Source organism: Streptomyces cellostaticus (genome assembly GCF_023630175.1).
GTDB classification, from domain to species: Bacteria; Actinomycetota; Actinomycetes; order Streptomycetales; family Streptomycetaceae; genus Streptomyces; species Streptomyces cellostaticus_A.
The window spans coordinates 49,761-66,406 of record NZ_JALLIN010000041.1 but is presented as its reverse complement, the minus strand read 5'-3'; the positions used below and the strand labels follow the sequence as shown (position 1 = coordinate 66,406).

Below are 16,646 nucleotides of genomic sequence, written 5' to 3'. Positions count from 1 at the left end.
GTGACCCCCAGCTATTCAGCACCATTATCCACACCCCCACCCCCGGAAATCCGTAGGTGGCTACTCATGTCTCAGGAGTACGGCCATGCCGAGGAAACCTAGAACGCCATGCAGTCAGCCGGGGTGCAGTGGGCTGACCAATGGCGGGCCATGCCCTGAGCATCAGCGCCAGCGTGAGAAACAGCGGGGCATCGCAAGCGCGCGTGGTTATGACGCTGGCTGGCAGCGCAAGCGAAAGGCTTACGTGTACGCGAATCCGTGGTGTGTGCTGTGTGGTCGGCAAGCGACGGTCGCTGACCATTGGCCATTGAGTCGAAAGCAATTGAAGGCACGGCATGAGCCGAACACTGATGCACCTAAGCATCTTCGGCCACTGCGCAAGCCGGGCCATGACAGCGAGACCGCGAAGAACCAGCCTGATGGTTGGGCAGCCGAGAATGCGAAGACTCAGCCGCCGAATGCTAATGACGTTCCGCCGTTCTGATATCCGCTGACGCCTGCCCTGATGGGGCCCCCTTCCCCCTCAGAGATTGACCGGCAGGGAGGGAAAAGAGCAGCACCGCAACCTGATGCGTTTGCGCGGGACATCAACGCGTGCTTGTTTGCCTCCTTATTGTCACATTTCCGACGGAAGGAGAGTGATCGCGGCTTGATTCTTCGACGTAATACCGAGACTCTACGATTCCCGACACAATCACTTGCACCAGAATAGCGTTGGCGTCTCTACGAGCTTTCAGGCCGATGGCAAAGAGCGCCGCTGAAGCAAAGACCCCAATAATGAACCAAGGAGTCCAGTACAGCGCAACAATGGGCCATAGGGTGGTGGAGTAAAAGCCCACGTTGGTGCGGAAATCGGCTTCCGAATCATACCGGTCGTGCTCCAAATACACATCCAGATGAGTCGCAATCAGACGCATTCTAATCTCGGCGAATTCCATGACCATCTTTTGCGCCAATAGGCTGACGTCATCAGAGGATGCATTTCCCCGCCCGCTGAAGGCACGTGAAGCGAATTCGTTGAGCTCGTACCTCGACTGTGCAGAAATGACAGAGAAGCGGTGCGGAGCCAGTGCTGGCAGTCGCAGCTTTTCCAGAATTCTCATCATTTGATTTGGCGAGATGCTGACAATGTCGCCCACCAAATACAATAGAAAAGAAATTGCGGCGGTGACAGCCCCCCTGCCCGCAACGTCACCCAGGGAATAGATACGTTCGGTGAATCCTTGCGCCTCTGAGCGGCTAGGTATGTACTCACCTATCAAGATCCACATTTGAAACGCGCATAGCGCACCTAGGGCAAACGGCGTTCGAAGGTGCCGGAAGCCCGGCAGAAGACTTGTCAGCATGAACGACATCATGCACGCAGTTGCTCACCGCTGGGAGCTTTTTACTCAGCCGGCCTGGCGTACCACAGTGCACCACGCCGACGCGCCTGGTGCTTACCGCCATACCGGCAGATGGTGTGGGCCTTCCTACGGCACCTAGAGCGCCTGTCGATTGGTCAGCAGGCAGGCTACTTCTGGTACCTCCGCGTAGGCCTGCAACCGGCCGAGGATGATCCGAACCCGTTCGTCTACCCGATCTGATGACATGTCAGATCCCAAGGAAATGACTCGTCCGGCTACGGTTGCCGCCTCTTCTGGTTCGTTGGCATCGGCCAGCGCCACGGCAAGCCAAGACAGGTACAGGGCCAGTTCCCTTGTGTGCGTTGCGTCATAGCCGCTGAGGACTTCCCGGAGCAATGGCACAGCACGCAAGGGCCGGTGAAGCTCTGTGTAGACCCGAGATTCCATGACCCGGAGTTCCCCGGCATCCACCCAGTACAGATAGGCAGGCGATTCCGTCCCGGGGCTGTCTTCACTGAGCGCCTGTCCGGCTTCCCCCAGTGCGCGCATGGCTTGCTGCCCGTTCTCGACTCCCCCGACTTTCGTGTGAGCCCACGCCACCCGGTCCAGATACAGCGCGCGGGCTTTCGGGGGTGCTTCCGCCTCAGCGTCGCGGAATGCCGCCTGTGCCAGCGTGAGCCCTTCCGATTCCCGCCCCGTGTTGCTGAGCTGGTAGGCGAGTGACCCGGCAATGTTCCCGGCAAGGGTGTGGTCCTCTGCCTGCCTTGCCGCACTGAGTCCTAGCCGGTAGATGCGCTCTGCCTCTTCGTGCTGTCCGGCGTCACTGGCAATCCATCCGGCAATCTGTGCCAACTCCCCAATCTGCCTCAGCAGTTGCCGCCCTACTTCGCTGCCGTACGTGTTCTCTCGGTACAGCTTCACAGCGCGCCGAAGATCTCTGAGCGCTGGGCGGATTAGGTCTCCACCTGCCAGCACGTCATCAGCCAGCCTGAGCCCATGCACCCGCTGTTGTAGGTCATCCACCGTGGACACGCCGATTCGACCTGTACGGGCTTCCAGCGGGCTTAGCGGGTCCTCTTCGGGCAGGAAGTCAGCCAGGGTCGGCAAAGGGGGCTCAGCGGGATTCTGAGGCTCCCTGAGCGCATCCACGGGAACACCTAGAGCGGCAGCGAGGAACGGCAGCCATTCACGGGGCGTGCGCTTGCCTGTCTCCCATCGGCTGATCTCCTGCCGTCCGACCGGATCACCAATCACCCCGGCTGCCTGACAGACCTCATGCGCTAGCCGTGCCTGACTCCACCCGCGCTGTTCGCGCAGACGTTTGATGTTGGCCCCGATGCTGGTCCCCATATCTCAATTCTGGCCGACAGTTGGCCTACATGTGGCCGCTAGTTCTAGATCGACTTCCGGCGGACGCTGAGGCGCATGACGGAACCGAAGCGATACCCCAGCGCGCCGCTCGAACTTCCGTACCGGGAAGGGGAACTAGAGCCCACACCCGTTGACGGATGCGCCGGTTGTCGAGAGCTGGCCAACGTTCGGGACCGTGCGCGGACGGGTGGCGACTGGACGACAGTGACTGACTGCAATGTCCTTATGGCGCGGCACCCGGACGGGCATGGATGACCACAGCGCCGGAGCGCCCGAAGCGCCGTGCGGATACGCCCTACCACCCAAAGCCACGCGCCGGACGAACGGGCGGAGAAGAGCCCTGGTCCCTGTGGAAATTTGGGGACCTGTGCGGGTGCTGCGCTGGACACCGTGAAATCTGGTGTGACGGGTGCTTCGGATTCGAGGGGTGCGCACTCTGCGGATGGACGTTCAAGCGCGCCTGCCCCGTCTGTGTCGGTGGGGGTGCGGAACCTACCCGCTGGTGAGACTCCGGCCCGCTGAGGACGGCAATCATGGCTCAGCGTGTCGGCTGCCCCGTCTGTGTGCTTCCCCCGTGGCGCATGGGCGGGGCTTCGTCGTACCTGGTCATAGCCGCTGGTCAGGCGTACGCGGTACCCTGGGGTTCTCTTGGTTCATGCACAGGCGATGTCGCTCCAGATTTCGACGCGCATGCTCTCGGCTCTTCTCCAGGTCGTACGGTGGCGGAGGCGGTCTCCGCCCACGTACGTGAACGTTCAAGCAGCGGGTTTCATTCCCCCGGGACCGCGAGCACCAGGTTGCGGTGGAGGTGGCCGTCGTCCGAGCGCTCCGGATCGGGGACCCAGCCGTGCCGGGCGTAGAAGGCCTGGGCGCGCAGGTTGTCGACGTGCACCTCGAGCGCGGCCGTCCGGGTGCCGTCGGCCCGCCACTGCTCCACGCAGGCGGCGTGCAGGGCGCTGCCGATGCCGCCGCGCCAGTGGCCGGGGTCGACGTGGAACTGGAACAGCTTCACCGTGCCGGCCGGCGCGCCCTCCGGGGGACGGAAGGAGGCCAGGCCCACCAGCCGGGCGTCACGCACCGCGCACAGCACCTGGCCGTCGGGCCGCTCGATGGCCTGCCGCCACCGTTCGGTCCAGTCGACGTCCGGGTCCGGGAGGCCGTCCGGATAGTACGTGGACCGGGCCCGCACCATCACGGCGGCGACGGCCTCGGCCTCCACGGGCAGGGCGGTCCTGATCATCAGGGACCGGGGGGTCCGGCGCGCATCGATCATGTCCGGAAGGACGTGCCGGGGCACGGTTCCGGTTCCCCGGCCCCCCGACCGCCGATCAGCGGCCGTCGCGCAGGTCGTCGGGCCAGCGGGCCCGGAACTCGAGGTGGTCGTAGGTCACCACACAGCCCTCCCCCAGCGGCGACTGGGTCATGAAGCCGACCAGGGCCGCGCCGGACTCCTTCTCCTCGCCCAGGGTGAAGAGCCGGACGAAGGTCCAGTGCCTGCCGTCCCGGGAGGCGTGGAAGGCGAAGGCGCGACCGGTCCTGCTGGCCCGCAGCCACACCGAACTTCCCTCGACGGTGAAGGAGTTCGCGTCGTCGGAGTGTCCGCGGGTGACCACCGTGCAGACGGTGGGCACGTGCGGGGAGTACTCGAGGCAGAGCTTGGCCCAGGCCCGGTCGCCGACGTGGACGTACAGCGTTCCGGCGTCGAAGGAGGCGCCGAATCCCACGGTGACCCTGGCTATGAGCTGGAAGTCCCCCTCGGGCGCTCCGAGCAGCCGGGGCGCGTCGGCGGCGGGGTCCAGGGCCTCGCCGGTGGGCGGTACGAACCGGTCCTGCCGGGGCCCGGCCCACCCGGTGAGCACGCCGCCCTCGTAGGACCAGTTGCCGTCGGGCCCGTAGGTCCGCAGGGAGAAGGGCAGTTCGGGGAGTTCGACATCCATCGCGCGAGTGTCCCAGGTTCGTCGTCCGGCGTCCCGGCCATCCGTTCAGCGCTCCAGCCTGCCGTTGAACCGGCGGGGCAGCCCCAGCGGATTGCCGTCGCGCAGTTCCCGGGGCAGCAGGGCCTCGGGCGTGTTCTGGTAGGCGACCGGCCGCAGCCACCGCTCGAGGGCGGTGCCGCCCACGGAGGTGGAGGTGGAGGTGGTCGCGGGGTACGGACCGCCGTGGTGCTGGGCCGGCGCCACCGCCACGCCGGTCGGCCACGCGTCGACCAGCACCCGCCCGGCCAGCGGGGTCAGCTCGGCGAGGATCTCCGCGCCCCGGCCCGCGCCGGCCGCCTCCCCGGCCGAGAGGTGGACCGTGGCCGTGAGGCTGCCCGGCAGGCGCGACAGCACCGCCGTGGCCTCGCCGTCACCGGCGTAGCGGACCACCACGGTCACCGGTCCGAAGCACTCCTCCAGCAGCAGGTCGTACACCCCCTCCGCGGCCAGAGCGCTCGCCGGGACCGTCAGGAAGCCCGCGCTCACCGTGTGCTCACCGCCCGCGCCCGGCGTGACCGGCGCCTCCACTCCCGGCAGCCGGGCGCGCTCGGCCACCCCCGCGATGAAGGCGTCCCGCATCCGGTGGTCGAGCAGCACTCCCGCGGCGGTGTCGCCGACGGCGCCGGCCAGGGAATTCAGCAGCCGGTCACCGGCAACGCCGCACGGCACCAGCACCAGGCCCGGCTTGACGCAGAACTGGCCGACGCCGAGGGTCATGGACCCGGCGAGCCCCGAGCCGATCGCCTCGGCCCGCTCGGCCGCCGCCCCCTCGGTGACCAGGACCGGGTTCAGTGAGCCCAGCTCGCCGTGGAAGGGGATCGGCACCGCACGCGCGGCCGCCGCGTCGAACAGGGCACGTCCGCCGCGCACCGACCCGGTGAAGCCCGCGGCGGCGACCAGCGGGTGCCCGATCAGCTCGACACCCGCCCCGAAGCCGTGGACCAGGCCGACGGCCCCCTCGGGGACGCCGTGTTCGGCGGCGGCCCGGCGCAGCACCCCGGCGACCAGCTCGGACAGGGCGGGGTGGTCGGGGTGGGCCTTGACGACCACGGGGCAGCCCGCGGCCAGCGCGCTCGCGGTGTCACCTCCGGCCACGGAGAAGGCGAAGGGGAAGTTGGAGGCGGAGTAGACGGCCACCACGCCCAGCGGCACCTTGTACCGGCGCAGGTCCGGGACCGGTGGAGTGGCGGTCCCGTCGGGGTGGTCGATGATCACGTCCAGGAAGGCGCCCTCGTCGACGAGGTCGGCGAACGCCCGCAACTGGTACACCGTGCGGGCCAGTTCCCCGGTGAGGCGGACCGGTCCGAGGGCCGTCTCGGCGTCGGCGGTCTCGATCAGGCCGTCCGCGGCCGCGTCCAGGCCGGCGGCGGCCGACCGGAGGAAGGCCGCACGCACGGCGCGGTCGGCGAGGGCGCCGCGCGCGGCCCGCGCCGCCCGGACGGCCGCGTCCACGTCCCGGGCCGTGGCCTCCGCACCAACCCGTTCACGCTGCTTCCCGGTGCGCGGGTCGACGCTCCAGACTGGTGCTGCTGCCACCGCGGGTCACTCCGTTCAAGGCCCCAGCCACTGGGTAACCATCAGCCGTGTTCGATATACTGAACGCTGTCTCTGGTGATGAACGTGCCGTCCGGAAGGGTATTTCCGCGCGGCTGAAGGGGTCAAGGGCGATGTCGGCAGGAGAGACGGGCGGGGCCCCGGTCAAGTCCGCGGTGCGGACCGTTGAACTGCTCGAGTACTTCGCCGGCAGGCCCGGCATGCACTCCCTGGCGGCCGTGCAGGAGGCCGTGGGCTACCCCAAGTCCAGCCTGTACATGCTGCTGCGCACGCTCGTGGAGCTGGGCTGGGTGGAGACCGACGCCACGGGCACGCGGTACGGCATCGGGGTGCGGGCACTGCTGGTCGGCACGTCCTACATCGACGGCGACGAGGTGGTGGCGGCCGCCCGGCCGACCCTGGACCGCCTCTCCGACGACACCTCGGAGACGATCCATCTGGCCCGGCTCGACGGCACGAACGTGGTGTACCTGGCCACCCGGCAGTCGCAACACTTCCTGCGCCCGTTCACCCGGGTCGGCCGGCGGCTGCCCGCCCACTCCACCTCCCTCGGCAAGGCGCTGCTCGCCACCCACACCGACGAGCAGGTGCGCAAACTGCTGCCGGAGACCCTGCCCGCGCTCACCGAGCACACCCTCACCGACCGCGAGAAGCTGATCGAGGAACTGCACCGGGTCCGTGAGCAGGGCTTCGCCGTCGACCGCGAGGAGAACACGCTGGGGCTTCGCTGCTTCGGCGTGGCGGTCCCCTACCGCACACCCGCCCGGGACGCCATCAGCTGCTCGGTGCCGGTGGCCCGGCTGACCCCGGCCCACGAGCAGATGATCAAGGACGCGCTGTTCGACGCGCGGGACCGGCTGACGCTGGCGACACGGCGGCTGTAGCCCGGCGCGGGCGGGGTGGTCTCTCCCTCCGAGTGGCTTCCCCGAGTGGCTTCCCCGGGTGGCTTCACCGGGGCGCTCTCCCCCGTCCGGCGGAGCGGGATCGTCGCCGCGCAGGAGGCGCGGCACCGGCGCGATACGGGAGAGTTGGGCCATGCCGACCTCGCCCTCGCCCACCGCGGCCCCGCCGCGAAGGGCGCTGGCGTTCCTGTTCGGCGGGCGGGCGCGGCGGCGCTGGATCCATCTGGTGCTGGGCGGCGCCCTCGCCGTGCCCTACGTCCTCGTCGGCTCGGTGATCCTCGGTCCGCTCACCGGCGCGGACGACGTCCTCGGCTCCTTCCCCCTCCAACTCGGCTCGTTCGCCGTGGGGTTGCCCCTCGCCGCCGTGACCTCGCTGTTCCCGCCCACCCGGCCGCTGGAGTCGGGCGCGGTGCGGGCGCTGTGCGGCGTGGACGCGGGCGCCCTGGCCGACGGTCCGGCCCGCACCCGGGCGGAACGGGGCCGTACGGCCCTCTGGTTCACGCTGCACCTGGGGCTGGGCGGAATCGTCTCCGGGATGTCGCTGGCCGTGCCCCCGTTCGCGGCCGTCCTCCTCGTACTGCCCCTGGCGGTCCGGCTGCCGGGCGGTCCACGACCGCCCGGAGCCCTGGGCCACCCCTGGGCGTCGGTACTGTGCCCGCCGGCCGGTCTCGCCATGCTGGCCGCGCTGGCCGCCTGTGCCGCCGGCGCCGGGGCCCTGCTCGCCCGCTGGGCGCCCGCCCTGCTCGGTCCCACGCCCGAGGAGCGGCTCGCCGCGGCCGAGGCCCGCGCCGCCGATCTCGCCGTGCGCAACCGGCTCGCGCGCGAACTGCACGACTCGGTCGGCCATGCGCTGAGCGCCGTCACCCTGCAGGCCGGCGCCGCCCGCCGGGTCCTGGACAGCGACCCGGAGTTCGTCCGCGAGGCACTGGCCGCCATCGAGGAGACCACCCGGCGCACGGTCGGGGAACTCGACGCGGTGCTGGGCGTCCTGCGCGACGGTGACGCCCCCGGCACCGCGCCGGCGCCGACCCTCGCCACCGATCTGGACGGGCTGCTGCGCCGGACCCGGGCTGCCGGACAGCCGGTGACGGCCAGCGTCGGCACCGACCCGGCCGCCCTGCCGCCGCTGGTCTCCCGGGAGGCGTACCGGATCGTGCAGGAGGGCCTGAGCAACGCCCTCCGGCATGCCGGGGAACCGGTCACGCTCCGCATCGGCACGGCCGGCGGCCGGCTGGAGATCACCATGGAGAACCCGCTCGGTGCCGGCCCCGCGGCCCGCTCCGGTGGCGGCCACGGCCTGCGCGGCATCGCCGACCGGGTGCGGCTGCTGGGCGGCACGGCGCGGGCCGGGGCTGCCGGGGACACCTGGCGGCTGCACGTCCGGCTGCCCCTGCGGGACCACGCGTGACCGACGAAGGGACCGTCATGACCCAGTCCGCGATCCGGGTCGTCCTCGCCGACGACGAGCGCATGGTGCGCACCGCGCTGCGCGCCATCCTCTCCGCCGAGACCGGCATCGAGGTGGTGGGCGAGGCGGCGACCGGCGCTCAGGCCGTGTCCGTCGTCCGGGAGGTGCGCCCCGACGTGGTCCTCATGGACGTCCGCATGCCGGGGACCGACGGCATCCGGACCACCGAGCGGATCCTCGCCGAAGTCGACGCACCGCCCCGGATCGTGGTCGTGACCACCTTCGAGAACGACTCCTACGTGCACGAGGCGCTGCGCGCCGGGGCCGCCGGGTTCCTGTTGAAGCGGGCCGACGCCGAGACACTGGTCCAGGCGGTGCGGCTGGTCGCGCGCACCGACAGCCTGCTGTTCCCCTCGGCCCTGCGGTCCCTCGCGGCGGGGCACGCGCGGCGGGCGCCCGCTCCCCCGGCCTGGGTGAGCAGGCTCACGGGACGCGAGAGCGAGACGCTGCGGCTCCTGGCGGCGGGGCTCACCAACGCCGAGATGGCGCGGCGGCTGGGCGTCGGGGCCGCCACCGTGAAGTCGCACGTCGCGGCGGTGCTGGCGAAGACCGGGACCCGGGACCGGACCCAGGCGGTGATCGCCGCGTACGAGGCCGGCTTTCTGAACATGGGGTGAGAAAAACGGGCGTACGGGAACGACTGCCCCGCCCGGGCCGTCATCACGGACGGGATGAACAAGACGATCAGGCGGGCGTCCGTCTTCACACTGCTGCTCACGCTCGCCCTGCTGGCCAGGGCGACGTGGGTGCAGTTCTACGACGGCACGGCCCTCGCGGACGACCAGGCGAACCGGCGGAACGCCATCCGGACGTACGCGCAGCCGCTCGGGAACATCGTCGTGGCGGGCAGCCCCGTCACCGGCTCGGCGCGCACGAACGGCGGCGACCTCGCGTACCGGCGGACGTACAAGGACGGGGCGCTGTACGCGGCGGTGACGGGGTACGCCTCGCAGGCCTACGCCCCGACCCAGTTGGAGGGCATCTACCAGGATCTGCTCAACGGCACGGACAGCAGGCTCAGGACCGCGCTGGACACGGTGACCGGCAGACGCGCCGACCCCGGCGACGTGCTGACCACGATCGACCCCGCCGTGCAGAGGGCGGCGTACCGGGCGCTCGGCGGCAACAAGGGCGCCGCGGTCGCACTCGACCCGAAGACCGGGAAGATCCTGGCCGTGGTGTCGACGCCGTCGTACGACCCGGCGCGGCTCACCGACGCGAACACCGCCGGGACCGCCTGGAAGGCGCTCACCACGGACAAGGACAAGCCGCTCACCAACCGCGCGCTGCGGCAGCCGCTGCCGCCGGGCTCGACGTTCAAACTGGTGGTGGCGGCCGCCGCGCTGGAGAACGGGCTGTACGAGGACGTGGACGAGCCCACCCGCAGCCCCGACCCGTACACCCTGCGGGGCACCAGCCGGATCCTGCCCAACGAGAACAAGTCGGCCCCCTGCGCGAACGCCTCGATCCGGGTCGCGCTCCGCTACTCCTGCAACAACGTCTTCGGCAAGATGGCCGTCGACCTCGGCCAGGACAAGGTGCGCGCCATGGCGGAGAAGTTCGGCTTCGACGACGAGAAGCGGGACGTCCCGGTGCGGGCGTACTCCAGCGTCTACCCCTCCGGTATGGACGAGGCGCAGACCGCGCTGTCCGGCATCGGGCAGTTCGACGTCACCGCCACCCCTCTGCAGATGGCCATGGTGTCCGCGGTGATGGCGAACGACGGCAAGCTGGTCTCGCCGCACATGGTGTCGCGGATCACGGACGCCGACGGCGACGTGCTGCGGGACTACGACGACGCGGACAGCGAGCGGATCGTCGCCTCGGACACCGCCGCGCAACTGCGCTCGGCGATGGAGACGGTGGTCCGGGACGGTACGGGCACGAACGCCCGGATCGACGGGGTGACGGTCGGCGGCAAGACGGGCACCGCCCAGCACGGCGAGAACAACAGCAGGACGCCGTACGCCTGGTTCACCTCGTACGGCAGGTCCGGCGGCACCGGCAAGGAGGTCGCCGTGGCGGTGATGGTCGAGCAGTCGGACGCGGCCCGCTCGGAGGTCAGCGGCAACGGGCTGGCGGCCCCGGTGGCCCGGGCGATGATGCGGGCGGCCCTCGGCTGAGAGCCCCCGGGGGCCGGGGAGGGGGCGTCCGGCCGGAGCGCCCCCCCTGCGCCTCACCTGACGCCCAGGGCCTGCTCCACCGGGTCGATGGCGAAGTACACCAGGAACAGCGCCGAGACCCCCCACAGCAGCCAGTTGACCTCCCGGGCCTTGCCGAGGACGGTCTTGACGAGCACGTAGGACAGGAAGCCCGCGCCGATGCCGTCGGTGATGGAGTAGGTGAACGGCATCGTGGCGATGGATTCGGGACGCCCCGCACCGTCCGGACGAGGCAGCGGGTCCGCACAGCGGTGACGTCAGGCCCGGCCGGGCGTCTGCGGCGGGGCCTGCCCGGGGAGGAAGGACCGGGCCCGCCGGGTCTCGTCCCCGTCGAGGTCCGGGCGCGCGAGGAGCGGTTCCAGGACCGCCTCGGCGCCGACGTCGCCGAAACCGTCGGCGGTCCCGTCGGTGTGCTGCTCGAGCCAGTTCAGCGCCCACGCGGCGACCCGGCGGACCTCGCCCGGGGGCAGGCCGGTCAGCGACAGCAGGGCCGCCAGGACGAACCGGGACCGCCAGACGGGCATGTACTGCTCCAGCCAGGACAGCGCCCAGGAGACCGCCGTCGCGCGCCGGGCCGCCGTCAGGTCCGGGCGGCCGAGGAACGGGACCACCAGGAAGCTGGCGTCGTAGGCGGCGGGGTCCGGCTGGAGCGCGGCGACGACCCGGGAGACGACCTCGCGGGCCTGGTCCGGCGCCAGGTCGGTGCGCGCCACGAGCAGGCCCAGCACCCGCCAGGAGTCCGGGGCCGCGTAGTCCGACAGCCGTCCCAGGGTGAACCCGGCGAAGGCGCGGAGCTGTTCGGGGCCGAGGTCGACGCGGGCGAGGAGCGGCGCCAGCACGGTCTGCGCGTTGGCCGGGCCGTCGTGGCGCTCCAGCCAGACGACGGTGTCGTCGAAGGCGAGGTCGATCTCCTCCGGGCCGAGCCCGGCGTGCGCGCTCACCGCCACCAGCACGTGCCGAGCCTCGTGCAGGGAACCGAACTCCCGCAGCCAGCGCGTCGCGTGAGCCAGGGCGAGCCGGGTCTCGTCGGGGGTGAGGTCGCGGCGGGCGAGCAGCGGTTCGAGCACGAAGCGGGCCGCGCGCAGGGTGACATGGCGGTCCAGCCACACCTGGGTGAAGGCCACCGCGGCCCTGGCCCGGTCCCCCGTGATCTCCCCGCGCGTCAGCAGCTTGTCCAGCACGAAGCTCGCGCCGGGCGAGGTCACGCTGTGCTGGAGCCAGTTCGCGGCGAGGGAGATCCCGCGGTCCAGCGTCTCCGCCGTGATCCTCCTGTTGGCGATCAGCGCTCCCAGGGTGTAGCTGGCCTGGGCGCTCTCCCAGTGGTGCGCCAGCCACTCCAGGGCGTGGGCGGCCACCGGGCCGGTGTCGTCGTCGGGGAGCCGGCGCAGCTCCAGCAGCGGCTGCAGGAGGTAGGAGGCGGCCGGCCGGGTGGCGTGCTGCCCCAGCCAGGTCCGCGCGGCGGTGACCGTCCGGCGCAGTTCGTCCCCGGTCGGCTCGTGGTGGACGAAGACCGCCCGGAACACCTGCGCCGCCTCGGGAAGGTCCGGGTGCCGCTCGAGCCAGGCCAGGGCCGTGGCGAGGTCCTCGCGCCCCTGTTCGTCGCCCTGGCCGTGCCGGGCGATCAGCAGGCGAGAGAGCTCCTTCGCCTCCCGGTACGTGGTACCGCTGTGCTGTCCCCGCTGTGTGGCGACGGCGGCGGCCCGCTCGCGTTCGCCCTGGGACAGGTCGCCGCGACCCAGCAGGGCGACCAGCACGGGTTCCGCCTCGGGCACATGGCCGTGGTGGGCGAGCCAGGCCAGCGCCGCGGTGACCGCCTCGCGGGCCTGACCGGCGGTGAGGGCGCCGTGGCCGAGCAGCGGCCCGAGGACGTATCCGGCGTTCCGCGCGGTGCCGTACCGCGGCAGCCAGCGCAGGGCGCGGGCGACGGCGTCCTGGGCCTGGCCGCCGGTGAGGTCGGGGCGGGTGAGCAGCGCGCGCAGGACGTACTCCGCCGCGTCGCTGTCGCCGTGCCGGTCCAGCCACCGGTCCGCCGAGCCGACGGCCTGCCGGGCGTGCTCCTCGGCGAGATCGGTGCGGGACAGCAGTTTGTTGAGGGTGAAGTTGGCCTCGAGGGAACCGGTGCGGGGGGCCAGCCAGCCGCAGGCGAGGGCGTGGACGCCGCCCGCCTCGTGCTCCGGCAGGTCGCCGCGGCCCAGCACACCGCTGAGGACGTATCCCGCGGCGTCGGTGCCGGCATGGCGCTCCAGCCAGGTCATCGCCGCCGTGACCGCCTGTTCGGCCTGCTCGTCGGTGAGGTCGGAGCGGGCGAGCAGCGCGCCCAGCGCGAAGCTGGCCTCGGGAGCCCCGGCGTGCAGGGCGAGCCACTGCACGGCGAACCCGGCCGCCCGCCGGCTCTCGTCCGCCGTGAGGTCGGGGCGGGCGAGCATCTGCCGGATGAGGAAGTCGGCCTCGGGCGTGGTGGCGTGCTGCTCCAGCCACCGCACCGCGAACCCGGCCGCCCGGCGGCTCTCGCCCTCGGTGAGGTCGGAACGCCCCAGCACCTGCCGGACGAGGAAGTCGGCCTCGGGCCGGACGGCGTGCTCCTCCAGCCACTGGGCGGCGAACTCCACCGCCCGCCGCACCTGGCTCCTGGCCAGCTCGGTCCGGGCGAGCAGCGGACGCAGCACGAAGGTGGCGGGCGGCACGGCGGCGTGCTGCTTGAGCCAGCGGAAGCTGAACGAGGCGGCCTGCCGGGCCTCGTTCTCGGTGAGGTCCTTGCGGGTCAGCAGGGAGCGCAGCACGTTGTGCGGCTCCCACAGGCCGTTGTGGTGCCGCAGCCATTCCTGCGCGAGCAGGACGATCCGCCGCAGCTCCTCGGCGGTGAGGTCGGTGCGGGCGAGGAGCGGGGTGAGGATCTGGGCGACCTGGCGCAGTGTGGTGTCGCGTTCGGACCACCGCAGTGCCACGGCCACGACCTGACGGACCTGCTGGGGTGTGAGGTCGGCGCGGCCGACCAGCGCACGCAGCACGAAGTGCGCCTCCAGCACCTCGCCGTGACGGCGCAGCCAGGTGATCGCGTCGCGCAGGGCCGGATTCTGCTGCTCGGCGGGGATGTCCGTACGGCTGAGCAGGGGGCCGAGGACGAAGCTGGCCTCGCGCCGCCGACCGTGCGACTCCAGCCAGCGCAGCGCCGCCGGGACGAGCAGCAGGGCACCGCCGTCGGTCGGCAGGTTCCACAGGCCGCGGTAGAGCACGTGCCGGGCGTTGACGCCGTCGCCGAACTCCTCGAGCCAGGGGCCGACCAGCCGCTGCCAGTTCCGGACCACGGAGTGGGCCCAGGGCGGTCCCGAGCAGAGCGCGCCGAGCGCGTAGCCGCCGATGTCGGCGTCGGCGCGCATGACCTCGCCGATGGCCGTGGCGTTGTCGGCGAACCAGGTGTCCAGGACGGCGGACACCGCCTCCGCGCGCTGGGTGAGCGCCAGGTCGTTCATCAGCCGGGCGAGGTGGGTGGCGTAGCGGCCGACCGTGCGCGGGCCGGTGAGGCTTCCGTCGAGGAGCACCCGGGTACGGGCGCGGTCCGGTTTGCGGCCGTGGCCGGGCAGGATCACGGACTCGACGAGCTGGTCGCAGACGATGTCGTGGGCGGTGGACAGGACGTCGCCGTCCCCGTCGCGTTCCAGCCAGCCGAGGTCGATCAGGGTGTCGACGACGACCTCGGCGTGCGGCCCGCCGCCCGGGGTGGCGGACAGCGCGGCGGCGGCCGCCGCGATCACCTCGGCGTGCTGCTGGGGGCAGGCGGCGGCAGCGGCGGCCGCCGCCACCAGGTCGTCGGAGGCGGTGACCTGGTCGAAGGCGGTGCGCCGGCGCTCGTCGGGCAGACGCCCGACGGCGAGGTCGTCCTCCATGAGCCGGTCGCGCAGCCAGCGCGCGAGGTCGCCGCCGGCCCGCAGCCCGGCGTTCCCTGAGTCGAGCAGGCCGGCGGCGGCCCGGCGTTCCAGCTCCCGGGCGAGCAGCAGGGCGATGATGGGGCGGTGGCCGCAGATGGCCCGCATCCGCTCCATGCCGAGGCTGCCGATGGCCGTGGGGGCCAGGTTGGCCAGGGCGTGCTCGGCGACGACCCGCTGGAACTCCTCGTCCTGGCGCAGCTCGACCTCGTCGAACAGGTCGTGCAGCGGTATGTGGGCCGCTTTCTGCAGCCAGCCCGGGCGCACCGAGGCGAGGAAGGCGACCTTGACGTCCCGGCGGCGGGCCTCCGGCAGCAGCCGGTGCCGCAGGGCGGTCAGGTCGAGCTGGGCGTCGTTGTCGTCGTCGTCCTTGAGGTACTCGTTGAGGTAGTCGATCACCACGAGGACCGGGCTGTCCTCCGCCAGGACGCGGTTGCTGATCTGCCCGGTGATGGACGACTCCCGGCCGGGCCGGACGTGCAGCACCCGCCAGCCCTCGTCGAGGGCGACACGGCCCACTTCGAGTCCGGTGCGCGTCTTGCCGGTGCCGGCCGCGCCGACGAGCAGCACACCCCGCTCGTCGGTGTCGCGCAGCCGCCGGAACAGCGTCTCGGGCGCGGCCGGATGGGCGCTGCCCGGTGAGACGAACGGCAGTTGCTCGGGGGTGAGGTTCCGGCGGAAACCGCCGAGCCCGTCGACGAAGGCCTGCTGTCCGACCACGGCGGCCAGCGGGTCGGGGGCGGGCTGCGGCTGCCGCGGCGGTGCGGCGGGCGGGCCCTGCTCCCGTTTGAAGGCCCGGTTGAGGGCGAGCGGGATGTCGTGGCCGCCGTCGAGGGTGGCCATCCGGGGCCGGGGGACGGGCCAGCCGTCCACCTTCAGGCCGCTCAGCCCCTGCCGGAGGGCGTCGAACAGGTCGGCGGCGAGGAGGTGGCGCTGCTCCTCGCCGCGCCGGCCTCCGCGCAGCGGCCCGGTGAGGCCGTCGCGCAGCAGGCGGACCAGCTCCATGGTGAACACGCTGCCGTCCGGGCGGCACAGGGAGCGCTCGGTGACCGCCGCCGAGGTGAGCACGCAGCCGCCGTCGAAGGCCAGCGCCCGCTCCGGGATCGGGGGCGCCTCCTCCCCCATGTGGAGGGCGCCGCCGGCGTAGCAGCAGTCCACGATCACGGCCTTGTGCCGGGCCCGGGACCCGGCCACGAAGTCGCGCACGCGCGCGTAGGGGACGAAGTGGTGGGGCCGGTCGAGGTCCGCCTTCCTGGTGGCGAGCAGCAGCCCCTCGTCGCTGTGGTGGCCGTGCCCGGCGTAGTAGACGAGCAGGAGGTCGTCCGCCTCGCCCGCCGCGTCCGCCACGGCGTCGAGGACGTCGTCCGCCCGGCTGTCGGCGGCCAGTACCCGGCAGTCGCCCTCGGCCAGGCCGCCCACGTCGGGGGCGGTCAGCAGGGCGAGCAGCGCGGGGATGTTCCGCTCGACGCCGAGGAGCGCCGGGAAGCCGTCGAACTCATGGGCTCCGAAGAGCACCGCACGGGAGCCGCCCGGCCGCGGGGCGGTCATGACCCGTGCGTGCCGGCGTCCGTGTCCTCCAGGCGGCGCAGCAGGTCCGCGAGTTCCTCGGGGTTCAGGTGTCCGATGTCGACGGTCGTGCCGCCGTGGGTCAGGGTACGTCCGCCCGTGTTGCCGCCCGATCCCTTGGCGAGCCGCCAACTGGCGTACGCCACGGCGAAGTCGGCGATGTCCGTCACATTGCCGAGGACGATGTCGAGGGCGTCGAGCACCGACATCGTCGGGCCCGGGGTGCTGACGGGGACGACGGTGAGCCGCTGGGCCCCGGGGTCACCGGCGAGCCACTTCCGCAGGTCCGTCAGGGCCCGTTCGTCACCGTCCCCTTGAACGCGGATCCGCATACGTCGCCTCCCCCGGTGCATGTGCCGCAAGCAAGGCCGATGGTAA

Annotated in this window: 11 protein-coding genes and 1 pseudogene; 4 read left to right on the top strand and 8 right to left on the bottom strand. The window is 71.8% G+C overall.

From position 1 onward, the window contains the following. Nucleotides 1-587 precede the first annotated feature (587 nt). From MXD57_RS24080 to MXD57_RS24055, 5 genes are all read right to left on the bottom strand, one after another. The gene (locus MXD57_RS24080; RefSeq protein ID WP_250403904.1) at nucleotides 588-1,346 is read right to left on the bottom strand and encodes a hypothetical protein; all 759 of its coding nucleotides are present in this window, start codon (nucleotides 1,344-1,346) and stop codon (nucleotides 588-590) included. Between the two features lie 135 nt (nucleotides 1,347-1,481). Further along, a complete protein-coding gene (locus MXD57_RS24075; RefSeq protein WP_250403902.1) occupies nucleotides 1,482-2,696 on the bottom strand; it encodes a helix-turn-helix domain-containing protein in 1,215 nt (404 codons plus the stop codon). Nucleotides 2,697-3,486: 790 nt separating this feature from the next. Beyond that, entirely contained in the window at nucleotides 3,487-3,990 is a 504-nt protein-coding gene (locus MXD57_RS24065) for a GNAT family N-acetyltransferase (RefSeq protein WP_250403898.1), read from the bottom strand. Between the two features lie 55 nt (nucleotides 3,991-4,045). Continuing rightward, nucleotides 4,046-4,654 (bottom strand): DUF1349 domain-containing protein, encoded by a 609-nt coding sequence (locus MXD57_RS24060; RefSeq protein ID WP_250403896.1) that lies wholly within the window; start codon nucleotides 4,652-4,654, stop codon nucleotides 4,046-4,048. Between the two features lie 45 nt (nucleotides 4,655-4,699). Next, nucleotides 4,700-6,229, bottom strand: a complete 1,530-nt coding sequence (locus MXD57_RS24055; RefSeq protein WP_250403894.1) for an aldehyde dehydrogenase (NADP(+)) — start codon at nucleotides 6,227-6,229, stop codon at nucleotides 4,700-4,702. Nucleotides 6,230-6,360: 131 nt separating this feature from the next. Here MXD57_RS24055 and MXD57_RS24050 point away from each other — a divergent pair, with 131 nt between their 5' ends. The 4 genes from MXD57_RS24050 (at nucleotide 6,361) to MXD57_RS24035 (ending at nucleotide 10,740) form a co-directional block, all read left to right on the top strand. Then, the gene (locus MXD57_RS24050; RefSeq protein ID WP_250403892.1) at nucleotides 6,361-7,131 is read left to right on the top strand and encodes an IclR family transcriptional regulator; all 771 of its coding nucleotides are present in this window, start codon (nucleotides 6,361-6,363) and stop codon (nucleotides 7,129-7,131) included. Between the two features lie 151 nt (nucleotides 7,132-7,282). After that, nucleotides 7,283-8,557, top strand: a complete 1,275-nt coding sequence (locus tag MXD57_RS24045) for a sensor histidine kinase (protein ID WP_250403890.1) — start codon at nucleotides 7,283-7,285, stop codon at nucleotides 8,555-8,557. A 17-nt stretch (nucleotides 8,558-8,574) separates the two neighbouring features. Further along, the gene (locus MXD57_RS24040) at nucleotides 8,575-9,234 is read left to right on the top strand and encodes a response regulator transcription factor (protein ID WP_250403909.1); all 660 of its coding nucleotides are present in this window, start codon (nucleotides 8,575-8,577) and stop codon (nucleotides 9,232-9,234) included. Nucleotides 9,235-9,288: 54 nt separating this feature from the next. Next, a complete protein-coding gene (locus MXD57_RS24035; RefSeq protein WP_250403888.1) occupies nucleotides 9,289-10,740 on the top strand; it encodes a peptidoglycan D,D-transpeptidase FtsI family protein in 1,452 nt (483 codons plus the stop codon). Between the two features lie 53 nt (nucleotides 10,741-10,793). Here MXD57_RS24035 and MXD57_RS24030 read toward each other — a convergent pair. The 3 genes and pseudogenes from MXD57_RS24030 to MXD57_RS24020 form a co-directional block, all read right to left on the bottom strand. Next, a pseudogene (locus MXD57_RS24030) lies at nucleotides 10,794-10,982 on the bottom strand (NCS2 family permease); the annotation flags it as partial. Nucleotides 10,983-11,036: 54 nt separating this feature from the next. Next, nucleotides 11,037-16,250: a caspase, EACC1-associated type gene (locus MXD57_RS24025; protein WP_250403885.1), complete on the bottom strand. Its 5,214-nt coding sequence runs from the start codon at nucleotides 16,248-16,250 to the stop codon at nucleotides 11,037-11,039. Then, a complete protein-coding gene (locus tag MXD57_RS24020; RefSeq protein ID WP_250403883.1) occupies nucleotides 16,247-16,600 on the bottom strand; it encodes an effector-associated constant component EACC1 in 354 nt (117 codons plus the stop codon). Before MXD57_RS24020 ends, MXD57_RS24025 begins: the two co-directional genes overlap by 4 nt. Nucleotides 16,601-16,646: the final 46 nt, after the last annotated feature.